Source organism: Atopomonas sediminilitoris (genome assembly GCF_022601735.1).
In the GTDB taxonomy this organism is placed as follows: Bacteria; Pseudomonadota; Gammaproteobacteria; order Pseudomonadales; family Pseudomonadaceae; genus Atopomonas; species Atopomonas sediminilitoris.
Genome location: NZ_JAKUMM010000002.1, coordinates 274,508 through 290,623, shown reverse-complemented (window position 1 = coordinate 290,623; position 16,116 = coordinate 274,508). Strand labels below are relative to the sequence as shown.

The window sequence follows — 16,116 nt, the reverse complement described above, 5'->3', positions numbered from 1 at the left end:
CTTACCTCAGCACCTTAAAGGCTTCGGCGCTGTCTTGAATCTGACGTAACCAGGTGTCGTTATCCGCCACCACCACGGGGCGTAGCAGGATAACCAACTCACTTTTTTGCAGCGCTTTACGCTGCTGCTTGAACAGGCCGCCAATAAACGGCAGCTGATTCGCCCACGGCAAACCAGCATCGGTATTGTCATTGGCGTTTTGCATCAAGCCACCAATGACCACCACTTGGCCACTTCTGGCGCGCACGATGGAATCGGACTGACGCGTGGTCGACAACGCCAAGGGCAAGTTGAACTCGGCATCCCCCAAGAGGATTTGCTTGTTCTGGTCTTCAACCTTGCTGATGGTGGGGCGCACGTGCAGCGTCACATCATCACGCTGATCGATTTGCGGCGTGACATCCAGCGAAATCCCCGAGAAGAACGGGGTTAAGGTGATATCCAAGTCAGGCGATGAGGTGCCGCCACTGGTGGTGGTGGTCGTGGTGGATACATCAGTGACAAAGTATTCGTCGGTACCGACTTTGATCACCGCTTTTTGGTTGTTCAGCGTCGAAACACGCGGATTCGACAGCACGCGAACTTCGCCTTGAGTCTCTAACAGCTGGATCGCGCCTTCAAACTTGCCGAAGTCGAACACAAAGCCAAACACGCCATCGATTCCCGAAGGGCCGCTGACGTCCGCGCCATCGACGCCCACCCCTTTCTGACCCTGCAAGTAGCTCCAGTCGACACCGGCTTGGAAGCCATCATTCAAACGCACTTCAAGGATCTTCGCTTCCAGCACCACTTGGCGCTGCAAGTTGCGTTGCGCTTGTTTGAGGAAACCTTCGACCGCTTGCTGATCGCTGACCGAGGCACGCACCACCAAAATACCGGCCTGCGGGTTAACCACCACGCTATTGCCTTCTTCACCGCCGATGATCATCCCGACCACGCTTTGCAGCTCGGCCCAAACATCCGAGTTACTGGTGGTGGTCAACCGGCTGGCCGGCACCGTGGAGGACGAGGTGCTGGTGGTGGTACCGCCGGTGCTGGAGTCCGAGCTGCTATTAGTCGTCGCCTGACCAGAGCTGACCTGCGTATCGGATACGCCCTCACGCTGCACGTTGAGGTAATCCACATCGTAGGTGCGGGTAATGCGCTGATTCGGCAGGATGCGGTAACCATAGGCCGTGCGCTGGTAATCAAAGCCATAGACATCACGCACCGCTGCGAGCACTTCATCGAGGGTCACGTTGTTTAAGTTGAAGGTGATCAGGCCATCCACCTGCGGGGCAACAACGAGGTTTTGTCCTGCACCTTCCATCAGGCTTAAGAAGAACTCCCGCGCCGGCATGTCGACGGCCGTCACATCAAAGCGTGGCCCGCTTTGGATCGGCAAGTTGTCGTAACGCAGCGGCGGGATAAGCGCCGCCTGCACCGCCGTCGGTGGCTGGGCACTGGCGCGACTTTGCTTAAGCGCTTCATCTAACTGACGGGTGGTTTGCTCGTAAAGCTGCTCTTCGCCATCGCGGAACGATTGGCAAGCGCCGAGGCTTACCACCCCCAGCAGCAACACCAGCTTTAGCCAAGGCTGTGCGTGTTTTCTCATGGTCGACTCTTTGTTATGACCGGTCGTGCCAAGCGCAAAACGCGCGGCTTGCCGGCTTGTTCTACGACAACTTCACCCGCGCGGATCGCGGTTAAGGTTTGCCCTGCGATGCTGTCACCCACGCGCAAGGTTTGTCCGTTAATCATGACGCGCGTCACCCCCCGGCGATCACGCACAATAGCCTGCAGCTGCAGAGCCACCTCATTACTGTCCTCGTCGGCGGCCACAACGGCCGCGCCTTGCGGCGGCAGGGTAGGATCCAGCGCGGCCACCGCCGCGGCGCTACCGACAGCCAGCCAGGCTGCTAACCATAGCTTAAACACCAATCCACTCCGCTGAACGACTCAAGGTATACACCTCCACCTGCACGCTCGCTTTACCGGCACCGGCCTCACCCACCTGGTAATCCAGACGTCGCCAGTACAAGCGCCAGCCACTGGTTTCAACGCTTTGCAGGTATTTCAACACTTCAAAATAACTGCCGGTGAGCTGTAAACGCACGCCATGCTGATACAACACCGCGACTTTAGGCGGGCTGGTGTCTGCCGTGACGCTTTGATCGTTATCGGCTGACGGCTTGGTCAGTTGCAGCGGTTCGGTGAAGCTGCCCAAGGCGTCTAACTGCAATTCTGGCTGTTGCTTCAGCAGTGTTTGCAGCAGGTTCTTCATTTGCTGCGGCGAGATGAGCGATGCGGTCTCGCTATCCACCTGTTGCTGCAAGCTGGCTTGCTGCTCTTCCGCTGCGATTAGGCGGCGGCGAAAGGGCAAATTAGGGTCCGCTGCCAGCTGCTCGCGCATCACATTAAGCGCTTGCTGGTCCTCGTCCATTTGCGTGGTCAAGCGACCGACTTCCGTTTGCTGCGCCTTGATGGCGGCTTCAAGCGGATCAACCACAATCAGCACATACAGCATGCCAACCACCGCAAAGGCCACCAGCACCGCCAAGTTCTGTTCGCGCGGCGCTAAGGCGTACCACCGCTTGAGCAAATCCCTCATTGCACGCGCTCCTCGGTACTGGCCTCGCTGGACAAGATAAAGCGCTGAAAGCCGCCTTCGTCGCGCTTGAGTTCAAACTGACTAAAGCGCCGTCCGGTAAACGCGGCATGCTCGCCCAGCGCGTCAAGATAGGGTTTGACTTGCGCCTGGGTCAGCGCGGCACCTTCTAAGCGCAAGAGTGCCAGGCCTTCATGCAGGCGGATGCGCGTCAACCAAACCCCTGCGCGGTGCTGCTGCGCCAAGCCATCGAGGAGCATGGCGTAGCCACCGCTGGCTTGATGTTCGAGCAGCCTTAAATAATCGCCGAGCTGGCTGAGCTCGCGGTTCATCTGCTCGATCGTCTCAAGCTGCTTAGGGAGATTTTCATCCAGCACCGGCGCTTTGAAGTCAGCCTCAAGCGTTGCGCGCTCTTGCTGCACGAGATCAGCCCCCACCAATAAGCGCGCACTTTGCTGCTTGGCTTGATGCAGCTGCCAGCCCATCCAGCTGCCATGCAGCAGCATTAACACCGCCAGAACTAGCGCACCGATTTGCGCATAGCGCATGACTGGCGTGATTTGACGTCTAGGGCTGTCAGGGCGAAAGAGATTGATATTGCGCATCAGACCACCGCCTCCTGACGCAAAGCACCACCAACGGCGGCCAAGCAATAAGCCTGCGTGCGTTCATCAAGCTCGGGGGCGGCGGCAAATAAGCTTGTCAAATCCAAGGTATCAATACGCGCCGACAAGCCGATACGCAGGGCATCCGCCACCGCGGTGCTGTCGCGTTTGGTCGGCAGCAGCAACAAGCGTCCAACCGCGCCTTTACCAATTTGGCTTTCGTAGTAATCGATCGAACGCTGCACTTCGAGCAAGATATTATCAAAGCCTTCTTGCGCGGCATTAAGGCCTAGCTCGATACGCCGCACCATATACAAGTCTTCGCCTTGCTGCACCGTGATCACGCCCTCAGTAGAGCGCAAGCGCAGTAGCGCCGCATTCACACCGCTGGCGGTCGCCAACAAACCCACATTGCGAAAGGCCATTTCTGTGATGTCGATGGCGGCCAACTTTAAGCCCGCTTCACGCACCAGCACCTTCAGCGCTTGCATGCGTTTTTTCTCAATCACCACCAAATAGGCCATCTTCGCCCGCCCACGATAGGCATCATCCGGCAGGCTGAGCACGTCAAAAACCACGTTCTCAGGATCATCATCGATCAAATCTTTGAGGCGCCACTGCAAGGCTTCGCGCACCTCTTCATCGGGCACTTCAGGGCGATCAAGCAGCAAAAACTGATAGGTTGCGGGGTGCAGCACCACGTTAACCGGCTCACCGGCCAAGCCTAGGCTTTTCACGGTCGCCGCCAATTGCTGCGCTTGCTCAGCCTCAGGGCATTCGACAAACTGACAGTGCTCAAGCGTTGCTACGCCTTCGGCATCACGCTTTACGTAGGCCAAGGCGAAACCTTCTGGCCCGAATTCAAGACTGACCAGCCCCCCGGCCGTGGTTTTCTTTTTGTTCTTAAACCAGTTCAAACTGGCTGCTCCTAGGCATAGTCGTTCCACTTAAGTCAGGATAGCCCCTCAGGCATCGATTACCAGTAGTAATCGTGCATAGACACAACTTTTAATAGTTCCCATAAATGATTGATCTAGCACTGTTTGAACCCGAAATCCCCCCCAACACGGGCAACATCATTCGCCTGTGCGCCAACACCGGCTTTCGTCTGCACCTGATTGAGCCATTAGGTTTTGTCTTGGACGACAAACGCCTGCGCCGCGCGGGGCTGGATTACCACGAGTGGGCGCGCGCCCGGGTGCATGCCTCGCTGGCCGATTGCTTAGCCGCCGTGCAGCCCAAGCGCCTACTGGCCATGACCACCAAAGGCAGCCACTGCTATACCCGTGTGCAGTACCAAGCCGGCGACATGCTGCTGTTTGGCCCAGAAAGCCGAGGCCTACCGGAAGACGTGCGTAACAGCGTGCCGCCCGAGCAACGCATTCGCTTACCGATGCTGCCCCAAAGCCGCAGCCTGAACCTGTCTAACGCCGCTGCCGTGGTGGTCTACGAGGCGTGGCGGCAACTCGACTTTGCCGGTAGCCAAGAAAGCTAAAACCGCAGAAACCCATACCCCCAGAAACGACAAGGGCGCCCGCAGGCGCCCTTGTCATCACCATTAACCGTTACGCTTAGGCGTTACCAGCCTGCTGCTGACGCGCCATTTCTTGCGCGAACAAAGCATCAAAGTTAACCGGCTGCAGCATCAAGGCCGGGAAGCTGCCCTTCACAACCAGGTTATCGATATTTTCACGTGCATACGGGAACAGGATATTCGGGCAGAAGGCACCCAGCGTGTGCGCCATCGAGCCTTGATCCAAGCCGCTGATCAAGAAGATGCCAGCCTGCTCAACTTCTGCGATAAAGGCCACATCGTCGCCGACCTTAACTTCAACGCTCAGCTTCAGCACCACTTCATGGAAGTCACCTTCGAGCTGGGTGTGACGCGTGTTCAGGTCCAGACCTACCTGCGGCTTCCACTCTTCACGGAAGATCTGCGGTGACTTGGGCGCTTCAAACGAGGAGTCACGCACATAGATACGCTGCAGCGAAAACTGTGCGTTTTGTTCTTCAGCAGCGGCGGCGCCGTTAGCAGTTTGTTCCGACATAACAGTAAGTCCTTATTGTTAGATAAAGTCAGCCCTGCAGCAGGGCATCCAAACGGCCTGCGCGCTCTAAGGCATAGAGATCATCGCAGCCGCCAACGTGGGTTTGATCAATCCAGATTTGCGGCACAGACGTACGCCCGGCCTTTTGGCTCATGGCGTTGCGCACATCAGCGCGGCCATCCACCGAAATTTCTTCAAAGGCGACGCCTTTGTTGCCGAGCAACTGCTTAGCGCGGATACAAAACGGGCACCATGCGCTGGTGTAAATCACCACCTTGGCCATTACTTCACCAAGGGCAGCGAGTCAGCACGCCAGCTGGCAATGCCGCCGGACAACTTGGCCACGTCAAAACCGGCTTTTTTCAGCACGCCACATACACCACCGGCATGCATGCCCGACTCATCGACCACGATCAGGGTTTTGCCTTTGTGCTTTTCCAGCTGATCGAGCTGGGTGGCCACCTTGTCGTGCGGCATGTGCAACGCATCAACAATGTGACCGGCAGCAAAGTCTTTCTTGGCCCGCACATCCAGCACGATGCCGGTCTCTTGGTTGACCAGCGCGGTCAGCTCGCGCGAGGTCAGGCTGCGACCGCTGCGGCGCATTTCATTGAGGGCAAACAGACACAGTAAGGCGACAAACGCCGAGCTCAGAATGTAGTGATTGGCGACGAATTCGATCAGCTGGGACACCATGAAAAACAAACTCAGGCAGATAAAATGGGGCGGCCAGTATACACGCCTACGCCCCCCAGGGAAGGCAGCTACGCCGTGGCGCCACACGGCGCTTGGGGGTAAAATGCGCATCCCTCGAAGTAGCCCAGCGGAAGACCGACGCCCCATGTCCCCAAGCAAACCCGTGGTACTGATGATCCTCGACGGCTTTGGCCACAGCGAAAGCCCCGAACACAATGCGATTTATGCCGCCAACACCCCGATTTGGGATGCGCTCAAGGCACGTCAACCGCACGGATTGATCTCAGGTAGCGGCATGGATGTCGGCCTCCCCGATGGGCAAATGGGCAACTCCGAAGTTGGCCACATGAACCTAGGCGCCGGCCGCGTGGTGTATCAAGACTTCACCCGCGTCACCAAGGCCATTCGAGATGGCGAGTTTTTCCGCAATCCGACCATCGGCAGCGCCGTTGATCAGGCAGTCAAAGCCGGTAAAGCGGTGCACATCCTCGGCTTACTGTCCGACGGTGGCGTACACAGCCATCAAGACCACCTGATCGCCATGGCTGAGCTCGCCGCCCAACGCGGCGCCGAGCACATCTACCTGCACGCCTTTTTAGATGGCCGCGATACCCCACCGCAAAGTGCGGAAGGCTTTATCCAGCACGTCGAAGATGCTTTGAGCAAACTCGGCAAAGGTCGCATCGCCAGCTTGATCGGGCGCTACTACGCCATGGACCGCGACAATCGCTGGGACCGCGTTGAGCAAGCCTACCAACTGATCGTCGACGGCCACGGCGCATTCCAAGCCGCCAGCGCTCAACAAGGCCTGCAAGACGCCTACGCGCGTGATGAGAACGACGAATTCGTCAAAGCCACGACCATTGGCGCGCCGGTTCGCGTTGAAGATGGCGACGCGGTGATCTTCATGAACTTTCGCGCCGACCGCGCCCGCGAACTGACCCGCGCCTTTGTCGAGAGCGACTTCAGCGGCTTTGCTCGCCCACGCGTGCCACAGCTGGCCGGTTTCGTGATGCTGACTCAATACGCCGCCAGCATCCCAGCGCCCTGCGCATTTGCCCCCGCCGCGCTGACCAACGTGCTCGGCGAGTACCTGGCCAACCACGGCAAAACACAATTGCGCATCGCGGAAACCGAAAAGTACGCCCACGTGACGTTTTTCTTCTCAGGCGGTCGCGAAGAGCCCTTCGCCGGCGAAGAGCGCATCCTGATCCCATCGCCCGATGTCGCCACCTACGACCTCAAGCCTGAGATGAGCGCCCCAGAAGTCACCGATAAGATCGTTGAAGCGATTGAACAACAGCGCTACGACGTGATCATCGTCAACTACGCCAACGGCGACATGGTCGGCCACACCGGCGTGTTTAGCGCCGCCGTCAAAGCGGTGGAGACCCTCGACAGCTGTATTGGCCGTATCGTCACGGCGCTAGACAAAGTCGGCGGCGAAGCCCTGATCACCGCTGACCACGGCAACGTTGAGCAAATGCAGGACGAAAGCACCGGCCAAGCACACACCGCACACACCTGCGAGCCCGTGCCGTTCGTGTATGTCGGCAAGCGTCAGGTCAGCATCCGCAGCGGCGGCATTTTGTCCGATGTCGCGCCCACCGTATTGGCGCTGCTGGGCCTTGAGCAACCCACCGAGATGACCGGCCAGAGCCTGCTGAACGGCCTGTAAGCGCACTTTTACGCGCAAAAAGGCGCCCTGCTTGGCTTTGCCGCCGGCAGGGCGTTTTTTTTAACCGGCAGCCTAGGCATACTAGAGACCTGTTTACACCACTTTTGAGCCCTCATGCGCCTGCCTTTAGCTGCCCTTTGCCTGCTGTTGGTGTTGCCCGTTTACGCGGTCGAGCCTGCCGACAAGGCGCAAACTCAGCGCGAGCTAAAAGCCGCTGAAGATGACATTCGCGCGCTACAAAAGCTGCTGGATAAAATCCGCACCGAGAAATCTGGCCTCGAAAAGTCGCTGCAAAAGACCGAAGGCCAGATGGGCGAGCTGGAACAACAAGTCGAGGATATCCAGCAGCAAATGCAGGACTCCGAGCGCGAGCTGGACAGCCTCAACGAGGAGAAAAAAAAACTCCTTGATGCCAAAAGCGCCCAACACCAGCAAATCAGCATTCAAGCGCGCGCCGCCTTTCAAAGTGGCCGTCAAGAATACTTGCGCTTACTGCTCAACCAGCAACAGCCCGAAACCTTAAGCCGCACCCTGGCCTATTACGACTATCTAAATAATGCGCGTCTTGAACAACTGACCTTGTTCAACACCACCCTCACCCAGCTCAGCAATGTCGAAGCCGACATCGCCAAGCAACAGCTGCAGCTCGAAGGCCAACGCGGCAATCTCGACCTGCAGCTGGCCAAGCTGGAAGAGGTGCGCAGTGAGCGCAAAATCCTGATCGCCAAACTTAACCAAAACCTGCGCCAGCAAGGCGGCAAGCTCAGCAGCAAACAAGCCGAGCAAAAGCGCCTCAACCAAGTGTTGGTCAGCATCGAAGCAGAACTCGCACGCCAAGCCAAAGCACGCGCCGAGCGCCTAGAGCGCGAACGCCAAGCAGCATTGGCCGCCAGCACCCCACGCGCTGCGGGCAGCGCCCCGCTGGCCGTGAGCACCGGCAATGGCATCGACGGCCCGTTCGCCAAAGCCCGTGGCCGCCTGCCTTGGCCCGTCAACGGCAAGTTGCTGGCTCGCTACGGCAGCCCGCGCAGCGGCGATGCCCGCTTGAAATGGGACGGCGTGCTGCTCGGCGCCGCCGCCGGTAGCGAAGTACACGCCATCCACGATGGGCGCGTGGTGTTTGCCGAATGGCTGCGCGGCGCTGGTCTGCTGCTGATCTTAGATCACGGCGGCGGTTACTTAAGCTTGTACGGCTACAATCAAAACCTATTAAAAACCCCCGGCCAGCTCGTGCGAGCCGGTGAAACCATTGCCACCGTCGGCAACAGTGGCGGGCAAACCCAGCCTGCGCTGTACTTTTCGATTCGCCAACAAGGCAAACCCAGCGACCCCGGCCAATGGTGCCGGACGCAGGGCTAAAGGACGAAACACCCCCGCGCGTTTTGCGCCGCTAGGAGATCAACATGCGCCCCACCTTTTCGCTTCGCCCCACGCTACTGGCTGCCAGCCTTGCGCTTTGCGCCGCGCTGAGCCCCTATGCGCTGGCTGATCACGGCGAGGACGACAGCAAAGCCGCGCTGCCACTGGATGACTTGCGTACCTTTGCTGAGGTGATGGAGCGCATCAAAGCCTCCTACGTCGAGCCTGTGGACGACAAAACCCTGCTGGAAAATGCGATCAAAGGCATGCTCAGCGGCCTTGACCCGCATTCGGCCTACCTCGAACCAGAAGCTTTTAGCGAGCTGCAAGAAAGCACCAGCGGTGAGTTCGGCGGCCTCGGCATTGAAGTCGGCCTTGAAGATGGCCTGATCAAGGTCGTCAGCCCCATCGACGACACACCTGCCGCCAGCGCGGGCATCGAAGCCGGCGACTTGATCATCAAGATCGACGGCCAGCCCACCCAAGGCGTAGGTATCAGCGAAGCCGTGGACAAGATGCGCGGCAAGCCCGGCAGCGAAATCACCCTCACCCTCGTGCGTGGCGGCGGCATGCCGTTTGACGTCACCTTAAAGCGCGCGGTGATCAAGGTGCAGAGCGTGAAGCGCCAAATGCTCGAAGACGGCTACGGCTACCTGCGCATCACCCAGTTCCAGATCAACACCGGCGAGCAAGCCGGCAAAGCCATGGATCGCCTGCAAAAAGACAGCGGCGGCAAACTCAAAGGCTTAGTGCTGGATTTGCGCAACAACCCCGGCGGCATTTTGCAGGCCGCGGTAGAAGTGTCTGATCACCTGCTGCGCAAAGGCTTAATCGTCTACACCAAAGGCCGCGACAGCAATGCGGAACTGCGCTTTAGCGCTACACCGGCCGACAAGCTCAACGGCGCACCGGTGGTGGTGTTGATTAACGGCGGCACCGCTTCGGCATCGGAAATCGTCGCCGGCGCGCTGCAAGACCACAAGCGCGCGGTCATCATGGGCACCGACAGTTTCGGCAAAGGCTCAGTGCAAACCGTGCTACCGCTGAACAACGAACGCGCACTGAAGCTGACCACCGCGCTGTATTACACCCCCAAAGACCGCTCGATTCAGGCCCAAGGCATCGTGCCGGATATCGAAGTAGCCCGCGCGCGCGTCAGCCAAGAACAAGACGACAGCTACGAAGGCTACAAAGAAGCGGACTTAGCCGGTCACTTAGGCAATGGCAACGGCGGCGCCGACAAGCCCAGCAACGGCAAGAAAGCCAAAACCGAACGCCCGCAAGACAAAGACTACCAACTGAATCAGGCGCTTAACCTGCTCAAGGGCCTGAACATTACCCGCACGCCGTGACTCATGGCCAACTGGCGGCGCTACTGAGCGGGCTATGCCTGCTCAGTAGCGCCGCACTGGCTGGTACCTCATCGCCCGCTGCACCACCCCTCGCTTCAGCGCCGCCAGCGGCAGCATTAAGCAGTCCAGCGTTCAAGCCTTCCGCACTACCGGCACTACCCGCATTACCCGGCACCCAGCCACTGCAGCCATTGCCGCGCGCACCGCACGTGACTGCACCAGCGCAGCGGCCAGACGAGTCCGCTACAGCACAGCCCACCCCATCACCCAAGCCGCCCAGCACCGCTGCACAACCGGCCCCATCCACTGCGGCCATAACGCCTGCCCCATCGAACAAAGCCGTCCTCGTCCAAGCGCAAAAGGTCGCCGCCAAAAGCACTGCATGGCTAGCCATCATCATCGACGATCTCGGTGGCAATCTGGCGCGCGACCGCCAAGTGCTCGCGCTAGCGCCGGAAATTGCCTTGGCTATTTTGCCAGACACCCCGCACGCCAGCGTTCTCGCGCAGCAAGCCCGCGCTCAGCAGCGCACGGTATTGCTGCACTTGCCCATGGCACCAGCGAGCGGCCCTTACGCATGGCACCCGGCGCTGGATAGCCAGCAGCGTTTAACGCGACTTGAGCAAGCTCTCAAGCAAGTACCGGGCGCACGCGGGGTGAATAACCATATGGGCAGCCAGATGACCAGCCAACGCGCGGCCATGGATGAGTTGATGCAGACACTGGCCAGCAAGGATTTATTCTTTGTCGACAGCCGCACCACGGCCGCCACGCAAGCCGCCGCCAGTGCGCAGCACGCACAACTGGCGAGCCTGTCGCGCGATATCTTTTTAGATGACAACAACGAGCTAAACGCCATTCGCCACGAGTGGCGCAGCGCGCTGCACTTAGCCCAGCAGCAAGGCTCAGCACTGGTGATCGGTCACCCTTACCCCAACACCCTGCGCGTACTGCGCGAAGAACTCCCCACGCTCAAGCAGCAAGGTGTGCAACTGCTCGCGCTTGAGCCGCTGATCGCCCTGCGCGGCAACCGCGCCATGCCGGCGCATGGCAAAAACGGCCGCTACACACCCAAAGCGCCAGCCGCCAAAACGCACAAACCCGCCGCAGCGGGTTTGTGAATAACGCTAAGCGCTTACAAATAGCTGTTGGTGATGTCGTCGACGTAGCCGTCGGCACGCATTTCATCTAAAGCTTTTTGCAGACGCTGTACCACCTCATCGGGGGTATCGCGGTTCATCGCCAAGTACACCTCGGCTTGCTTAAAGGTCAGCACGGTACGCAAGCCACTGACACCTTCTTGCTTGGCCAGATAGCGGCCGACCGGGTCCGTCGCGGCCCACAAATCAATCTGCCCTTTGGCCAGCTTCTTAACGTTTTCCTGATCACGCAAGGCGTTAATGACAGGCACATTTTGCGACTCAAGGTACTGGCTCACGGCATCATTTTTATACGCGCCGATACGCAATTTGGCCGCCTCTTCTAGGCTGGTGACTTCGATCGGGCTGTCCGCACTTTTCATCAACACCCAACTGGTTTGCCCCAATGGCCCCACCCACTTGAACTGTCCTTCACGCTCTTCAGTACGCGTGGTTGAGAACAGGCCATAACCCGGTTTATCCAGAGTCAGGCGATAGATACGGTCCCATGGGAAGCGCAATGTCAGCACATAGTTGATCTGCGCGCGTCGAAACATCTCCCGCACGATGTCGGCGCTGATGCCATCAATCGCGTCATCACGAGCAAAGTTCTTGTCGTTCATAGCCATGTTAAACGGCGGGAAATTCTCCGTCAGCAACACCACTTTGTAATGCTCAGGCAGCTCGGCGTTGGCCAAACCACACACACTCATTGCTACGCACAGCAGCCAATAGCGCAGGGAGTTCTTATTCATTATTTATGCTCGGACAGGTGATCAAGTTTGATCGCGCATGCTGCAGAACTCATCAGTCAAAAAATGCGAACGCAGTCACAAATAAAAACTTGGCCAAAAAAATGGCGCCAATCGGCGCCATTTTCCAACCATCCAAGCGATCACTGCAGGTACTTATTCAACACTTTGTCGACAAAGCCTTCATTACGCATGGTGTCGAGCGCCGCTTGCAGCTTGGCCACAATGGCATCGTCGGTTTGTTTGTTCAGCGCCAGCCACAGTTCTGCCTGGTTAAAGCGCAGCACGGTTTTTAGATTGGTCACGCCTTGTTGCTTGGCCAGATAACGACCCGCCGGGTCGCCGGTTGCCCACAGGTCAATCTGCCCCTTGCTGAGCTTCTCAACGTTGGTTTTATCGTTGAACGAACTCTTCGGCTCGATACCTTGCTGCAGCAAGAATTCTTCGATGGCATCGCCCTTGTACGCGCCAATGGTGTAGGCCTTGGCCTCTTCAAGCGAGTTAATCGTCAGCGTGCTGTCGGCGCTAGCCAGTAGCACCCAGTCATCGGGGCCGATCGGGCCAACCCACTTGAACTCACCTTCACGCTCCGGCGTGCGCGCGGTAGAAAATACGCCGTGGTTAGGCTTTTCCAGCGCCATTTTGTACACGCGATCCCACGGGAAGCGCAGAGCCATGAAATATTCAACGCCAGCGCGTTTAAACATTTCCTGCACCACCTCAACGGCAATGCCTTCAACACTGTCTTCACGGGCAAAGTTTTTGCCGTTGGTGGCCATGTTGTACGGCGGGAAGTTCTCCGTACTGAGAATAATTTTGGCCTGATCGGCCCACGCAAACTGGCCACACAGGCTCAGCGCACACACCCACAACATCGCTTTTTTTAGCATCGAAAGCATCCCATTTTTCGCAGGTTAACAGGCGTCTACGACAGCCCTTTTTGTTCTTGTTGCGCCCAAGGCTTAGCGCATAACAATGCCTTGCGCAGCCATGAAAGCTTTGGCTTCGGGAATGGTGTATTCGCCGAAGTGAAAAATACTCGCCGCCAGCACCGCATCGGCATGACCTTGTAACACGCCATCGGCCAGATGCTGCAAATTACCGACGCCGCCTGAAGCGATCACAGGAATATGGATGGCGTCACTGATGGCGCGAGTCACACCGAGGTCGTAACCACTTTTCACCCCATCCTGATCCATGCTGGTGAGGAGGATTTCGCCAGCGCCGAGTTCCTCCATCTTTTGCGCCCACATCACCGCGTCTAACCCTGTCGGTTTACGTCCGCCGTGGGTGAAGATTTCCCAGCGTGGCGTCTCGCCCGGTGCCGATACGCACTTGGCATCGATAGCCACCACGATGCACTGCGAACCAAAGCGCGCCGCCGCCTCGCCAACGAACTCTGGCGTGAATACCGCCGCGGTGTTGATCGATACCTTGTCAGCCCCGGCGTTGAGCAGGTTGCGAATGTCCTGCACGGTGCGTACACCGCCACCCACGGTCAGCGGGATAAACACTTGGCTGGCCATGCGCTCAACGGTATGCAGCGTGGTATCACGGCCATCGACGCTGGCGGTGATGTCGAGGAAGGTGATTTCGTCCGCGCCTTGCTCATCGTATAAGCGCGCAACCTCCACCGGATCACCCGCGTCGCGGATGTTCTCAAATTTCACACCTTTGACCACCCGACCATTGTCGACGTCGAGGCAAGGAATAATGCGTTTGGCCAGTGCCATGCTGGAGCCCTCTATAAACGACTGCGCCTTGCATCTGAAGCGCCTCGCACCTTAAGCGAGGGCTGCAGCGCCTGCTTAAACTTTAAACTGGTCGCAAACGGCCTGCGCTTCGGCGACATCCAGCGTGCCTTCGTAAATCGCACGACCGGTGATAGCGCCGATGATACCGGGGCTGCGGGCCTGCAGCAGTTTTTGAATGTCGCCTAAGTTATGGATGCCGCCCGAGGCAATCACCGGAATCTTGCTGGCCGCTGCCAAGGCGGCGGTGGCTTCGATGTTGCAGCCTTGCATCATGCCGTCTTTGGCGATGTCGGTATAAACGATGGCCGACACACCATCAGCCTCGAAACGCTTAGCCAAATCAGTGGCTTGCACGGTGGATACCTCGGCCCAGCCGTCGGTGGCGACAAAGCCATCTTTGGCGTCGAGACCGACGATCACTTTGCCCGGAAACGCCTTGCACGCCTCGGTGACAAACTCAGGCTGCTTCACCGCTTTGGTGCCGATGATCACGTAGCTCACGCCGGCGCGCACGTAGTGCTCGATGGTTTCCAGCGTGCGAATACCGCCGCCAATCTGGATCGGCAGATTGGGGTAACGCTTAGCGATGGCCGTCACCACCTCACCGTTGACCGGCTCGCCTTCAAAGGCGCCGTTCAAGTCGACCAAGTGCAGACGACGACAACCGCCTTCGACCCACTTGGCGGCCATGCTGACGGGGTCATCGGAAAACACGGTGGAGTCTTCCATGCGGCCTTGGCGCAAGCGCACGCAGGCACCGTCTTTTAGATCAATGGCGGGAATAATCAGCATCACACGTTTCCTTTAAAGCGGCGCCCTCGCGCGGTGTGCGCGCCAGGCAAATCAACGAAATCAGCTAGGTAGGCAGCGCTTACCAGCGGCCATCCCACGCGGCAAAGTTCTGCAGTAATTGCAGGCCATGGGTGTGGCTTTTTTCTGGATGGAACTGCACAGCAAAGCGCGAGCCATCGGCCAAGGCCGCCGCGAAGTCGACACCGTAGTGACCGCGCCCCGCTACCTGCCGCGCGTTGGCCGCGTCGATGTAGAAGCTGTGCACAAAATAGAAACGACCATCGCTGGGAATATCGTGCCACAGCGGGTGGTCGATGCTGTGCTCGATCAAGTTCCACCCCATGTGTGGCACTTTCAGCGGCGCGCCGTCTTCGACCAAGTCTTTGCCGAAGTAACGTACCTGCCCCGGAAACAAGCCGATGCAATCAACGCCGCCGTTTTCTTCGCTGCGCTCCATCAGTGCCTGCATGCCCACGCAGATACCGAGGAAGGGGCGATCTTGGCTTACTTCACGCACCAGGCTGTCAAAACCCAAGCGCTTGATTTCAGCCATGCAATCGCGAATTGCGCCAACGCCTGGAAACACCACACGGTCTGCTTCACGGATCACCTGCGCGTCGCTGGTCACCAGCACACGGCCAGCGCCCACACGCTCAAGCGCTTTGCTGACCGAGTGCAGGTTGCCCATGCCATAGTCAATAACGGCAACGGTTTGCATCAGAGGCAGCCCTTGGTCGACGGCATTTGTCCGGCCATGCGGGGATCAAGCTCGATCGCCATGCGCAGGGCACGGCCGAACGCCTTGAACACAGTCTCGATCTGGTGGTGGGTGTTGGTGCCACGCAGATTGTCGATGTGCAGACTGACCAAGGCATGGTTAACAAAGCCCTGGAAGAACTCTTGGAACAAGTCGACATCAAAGCCGCCCACCACCGCACGGGTGAAAGGCACGTGCATTTGCAGACCAGGACGACCGGAGAAGTCGATCACCACACGCGACAAAGCTTCGTCCAGCGGCACGTAGGAGTGGCCGTAACGGGTCATGCCTTTCTTGTCGCCAACGGCTTGAGCAAACGCCTGACCGAGGGTGATACCGACATCTTCCACCGTGTGGTGGTCATCGATGTGCAGGTCGCCCTTGCAGTGGATATCCAAATCGATCAGGCCGTGCCGGGCAATTTGATCGAGCATGTGCTCGAGAAAAGGCACGCCAATATCGAACTTGGCTTTACCGGTGCCATCGAGATTGATAGCAACCTTGATCTGGGTTTCCAGGGTGTTGCGTTCGACGCTCGCCTTGCGCTCGCTCATCGACGGCTCCGCTGCAGTCAGAAAAAAGGGCGCTCATTATAGA

19 protein-coding genes are annotated in these 16,116 nt (G+C 58.4%); 5 read left to right on the top strand and 14 right to left on the bottom strand.

The window, feature by feature from the left end:
* Window position 1: 1 nt before the first annotated feature.
* The 5 genes from mshL to MKI83_RS03845 are packed head-to-tail and all read right to left on the bottom strand — an operon-like array spanning window position 2 to window position 4,109.
* Complete coding sequence (gene mshL, locus MKI83_RS03865) at window positions 2-1,594, bottom strand: pilus (MSHA type) biogenesis protein MshL (RefSeq protein WP_241583495.1); 1,593 nt, start codon at window positions 1,592-1,594, stop codon at window positions 2-4.
* On the bottom strand, window positions 1,591-1,917 hold the full coding sequence (locus MKI83_RS03860) for a Type II secretory pathway component (RefSeq protein WP_241583494.1): 327 nt from the start codon (window positions 1,915-1,917) through the stop codon (window positions 1,591-1,593). Before MKI83_RS03860 ends, mshL begins: the two co-directional genes overlap by 4 nt.
* Window positions 1,910-2,590, bottom strand: coding sequence for a type II secretion system protein M (locus tag MKI83_RS03855; RefSeq protein WP_241583493.1), 681 nt, complete (start codon window positions 2,588-2,590; stop codon window positions 1,910-1,912). Before MKI83_RS03855 ends, MKI83_RS03860 begins: the two co-directional genes overlap by 8 nt.
* A complete protein-coding gene (locus MKI83_RS03850; protein ID WP_241583492.1) occupies window positions 2,587-3,192 on the bottom strand; it encodes a PilN domain-containing protein in 606 nt (201 codons plus the stop codon). Before MKI83_RS03850 ends, MKI83_RS03855 begins: the two co-directional genes overlap by 4 nt.
* Window positions 3,192-4,109 carry an MSHA biogenesis protein MshI gene (locus MKI83_RS03845; RefSeq protein WP_241583491.1) on the bottom strand — a complete coding sequence of 306 codons (918 nt, stop codon included), beginning with the start codon at window positions 4,107-4,109 and terminating at the stop codon, window positions 3,192-3,194. Before MKI83_RS03845 ends, MKI83_RS03850 begins: the two co-directional genes overlap by 1 nt.
* A gap of 107 nt (window positions 4,110-4,216) precedes the next feature.
* Between MKI83_RS03845 and trmL the strand changes: the two genes are divergently transcribed.
* Window positions 4,217-4,687, top strand: coding sequence for a tRNA (uridine(34)/cytosine(34)/5-carboxymethylaminomethyluridine(34)-2'-O)-methyltransferase TrmL (gene trmL / locus MKI83_RS03840; protein ID WP_241583490.1), 471 nt, complete (start codon window positions 4,217-4,219; stop codon window positions 4,685-4,687).
* A 76-nt stretch (window positions 4,688-4,763) separates the two neighbouring features.
* On the opposite strand, the gene secB is transcribed toward trmL, so the two are convergent.
* Genes secB through MKI83_RS03825 form a run of 3 tightly spaced genes read right to left on the bottom strand, consistent with a single transcriptional unit; the run spans window position 4,764 to window position 5,936 of the window.
* The gene (secB, locus tag MKI83_RS03835) at window positions 4,764-5,240 is read right to left on the bottom strand and encodes a protein-export chaperone SecB (RefSeq protein WP_241583488.1); all 477 of its coding nucleotides are present in this window, start codon (window positions 5,238-5,240) and stop codon (window positions 4,764-4,766) included.
* Window positions 5,241-5,268: 28 nt separating this feature from the next.
* Window positions 5,269-5,523, bottom strand: a complete 255-nt coding sequence (gene grxC, locus MKI83_RS03830) for a glutaredoxin 3 (RefSeq protein WP_241583486.1) — start codon at window positions 5,521-5,523, stop codon at window positions 5,269-5,271.
* On the bottom strand, window positions 5,523-5,936 hold the full coding sequence (locus MKI83_RS03825; protein ID WP_241583485.1) for a rhodanese-like domain-containing protein: 414 nt from the start codon (window positions 5,934-5,936) through the stop codon (window positions 5,523-5,525). Before MKI83_RS03825 ends, grxC begins: the two co-directional genes overlap by 1 nt.
* 145 nt (window positions 5,937-6,081) lie before the next feature.
* On the opposite strand from MKI83_RS03825, the gene gpmI reads away from it, so the two are divergent.
* The 4 genes from gpmI (at window position 6,082) to MKI83_RS03805 (ending at window position 11,446) form a co-directional block, all read left to right on the top strand.
* A complete protein-coding gene (gene gpmI / locus MKI83_RS03820) occupies window positions 6,082-7,614 on the top strand; it encodes a 2,3-bisphosphoglycerate-independent phosphoglycerate mutase (RefSeq protein ID WP_241583484.1) in 1,533 nt (510 codons plus the stop codon).
* A gap of 114 nt (window positions 7,615-7,728) precedes the next feature.
* The gene (locus tag MKI83_RS03815) at window positions 7,729-8,973 is read left to right on the top strand and encodes a murein hydrolase activator EnvC family protein (RefSeq protein ID WP_241583483.1); all 1,245 of its coding nucleotides are present in this window, start codon (window positions 7,729-7,731) and stop codon (window positions 8,971-8,973) included.
* A 44-nt stretch (window positions 8,974-9,017) separates the two neighbouring features.
* Entirely contained in the window at window positions 9,018-10,325 is a 1,308-nt protein-coding gene (locus tag MKI83_RS03810) for a S41 family peptidase (RefSeq protein WP_241583482.1), read from the top strand.
* Between the two features lie 314 nt (window positions 10,326-10,639).
* A complete protein-coding gene (locus tag MKI83_RS03805) occupies window positions 10,640-11,446 on the top strand; it encodes a divergent polysaccharide deacetylase family protein (RefSeq protein WP_370867349.1) in 807 nt (268 codons plus the stop codon).
* Window positions 11,447-11,460: 14 nt separating this feature from the next.
* On the opposite strand, the gene MKI83_RS03800 is transcribed toward MKI83_RS03805, so the two are convergent.
* The 6 genes from MKI83_RS03800 to hisB form a co-directional block, all read right to left on the bottom strand.
* A complete protein-coding gene (locus tag MKI83_RS03800) occupies window positions 11,461-12,177 on the bottom strand; it encodes a substrate-binding periplasmic protein (protein ID WP_241583681.1) in 717 nt (238 codons plus the stop codon).
* Between the two features lie 182 nt (window positions 12,178-12,359).
* Window positions 12,360-13,106, bottom strand: coding sequence for a substrate-binding periplasmic protein (locus MKI83_RS03795; protein WP_370867343.1), 747 nt, complete (start codon window positions 13,104-13,106; stop codon window positions 12,360-12,362).
* Window positions 13,107-13,178: 72 nt separating this feature from the next.
* Window positions 13,179-13,949 (bottom strand): imidazole glycerol phosphate synthase subunit HisF, encoded by a 771-nt coding sequence (gene hisF, locus MKI83_RS03790; protein ID WP_241583480.1) that lies wholly within the window; start codon window positions 13,947-13,949, stop codon window positions 13,179-13,181.
* 75 nt (window positions 13,950-14,024) lie between these two features.
* A complete protein-coding gene (hisA, locus tag MKI83_RS03785) occupies window positions 14,025-14,762 on the bottom strand; it encodes a 1-(5-phosphoribosyl)-5-[(5-phosphoribosylamino)methylideneamino]imidazole-4-carboxamide isomerase (RefSeq protein WP_241583478.1) in 738 nt (245 codons plus the stop codon).
* 79 nt (window positions 14,763-14,841) lie between these two features.
* Window positions 14,842-15,480: an imidazole glycerol phosphate synthase subunit HisH gene (gene hisH, locus MKI83_RS03780; protein ID WP_241583476.1), complete on the bottom strand. Its 639-nt coding sequence runs from the start codon at window positions 15,478-15,480 to the stop codon at window positions 14,842-14,844.
* A complete protein-coding gene (gene hisB / locus MKI83_RS03775; RefSeq protein WP_241583474.1) occupies window positions 15,480-16,073 on the bottom strand; it encodes an imidazoleglycerol-phosphate dehydratase HisB in 594 nt (197 codons plus the stop codon). The genes hisH and hisB overlap by 1 nt, the downstream gene beginning before the upstream one ends.
* Between the last annotated feature and the right edge of the window lie 43 nt (window positions 16,074-16,116).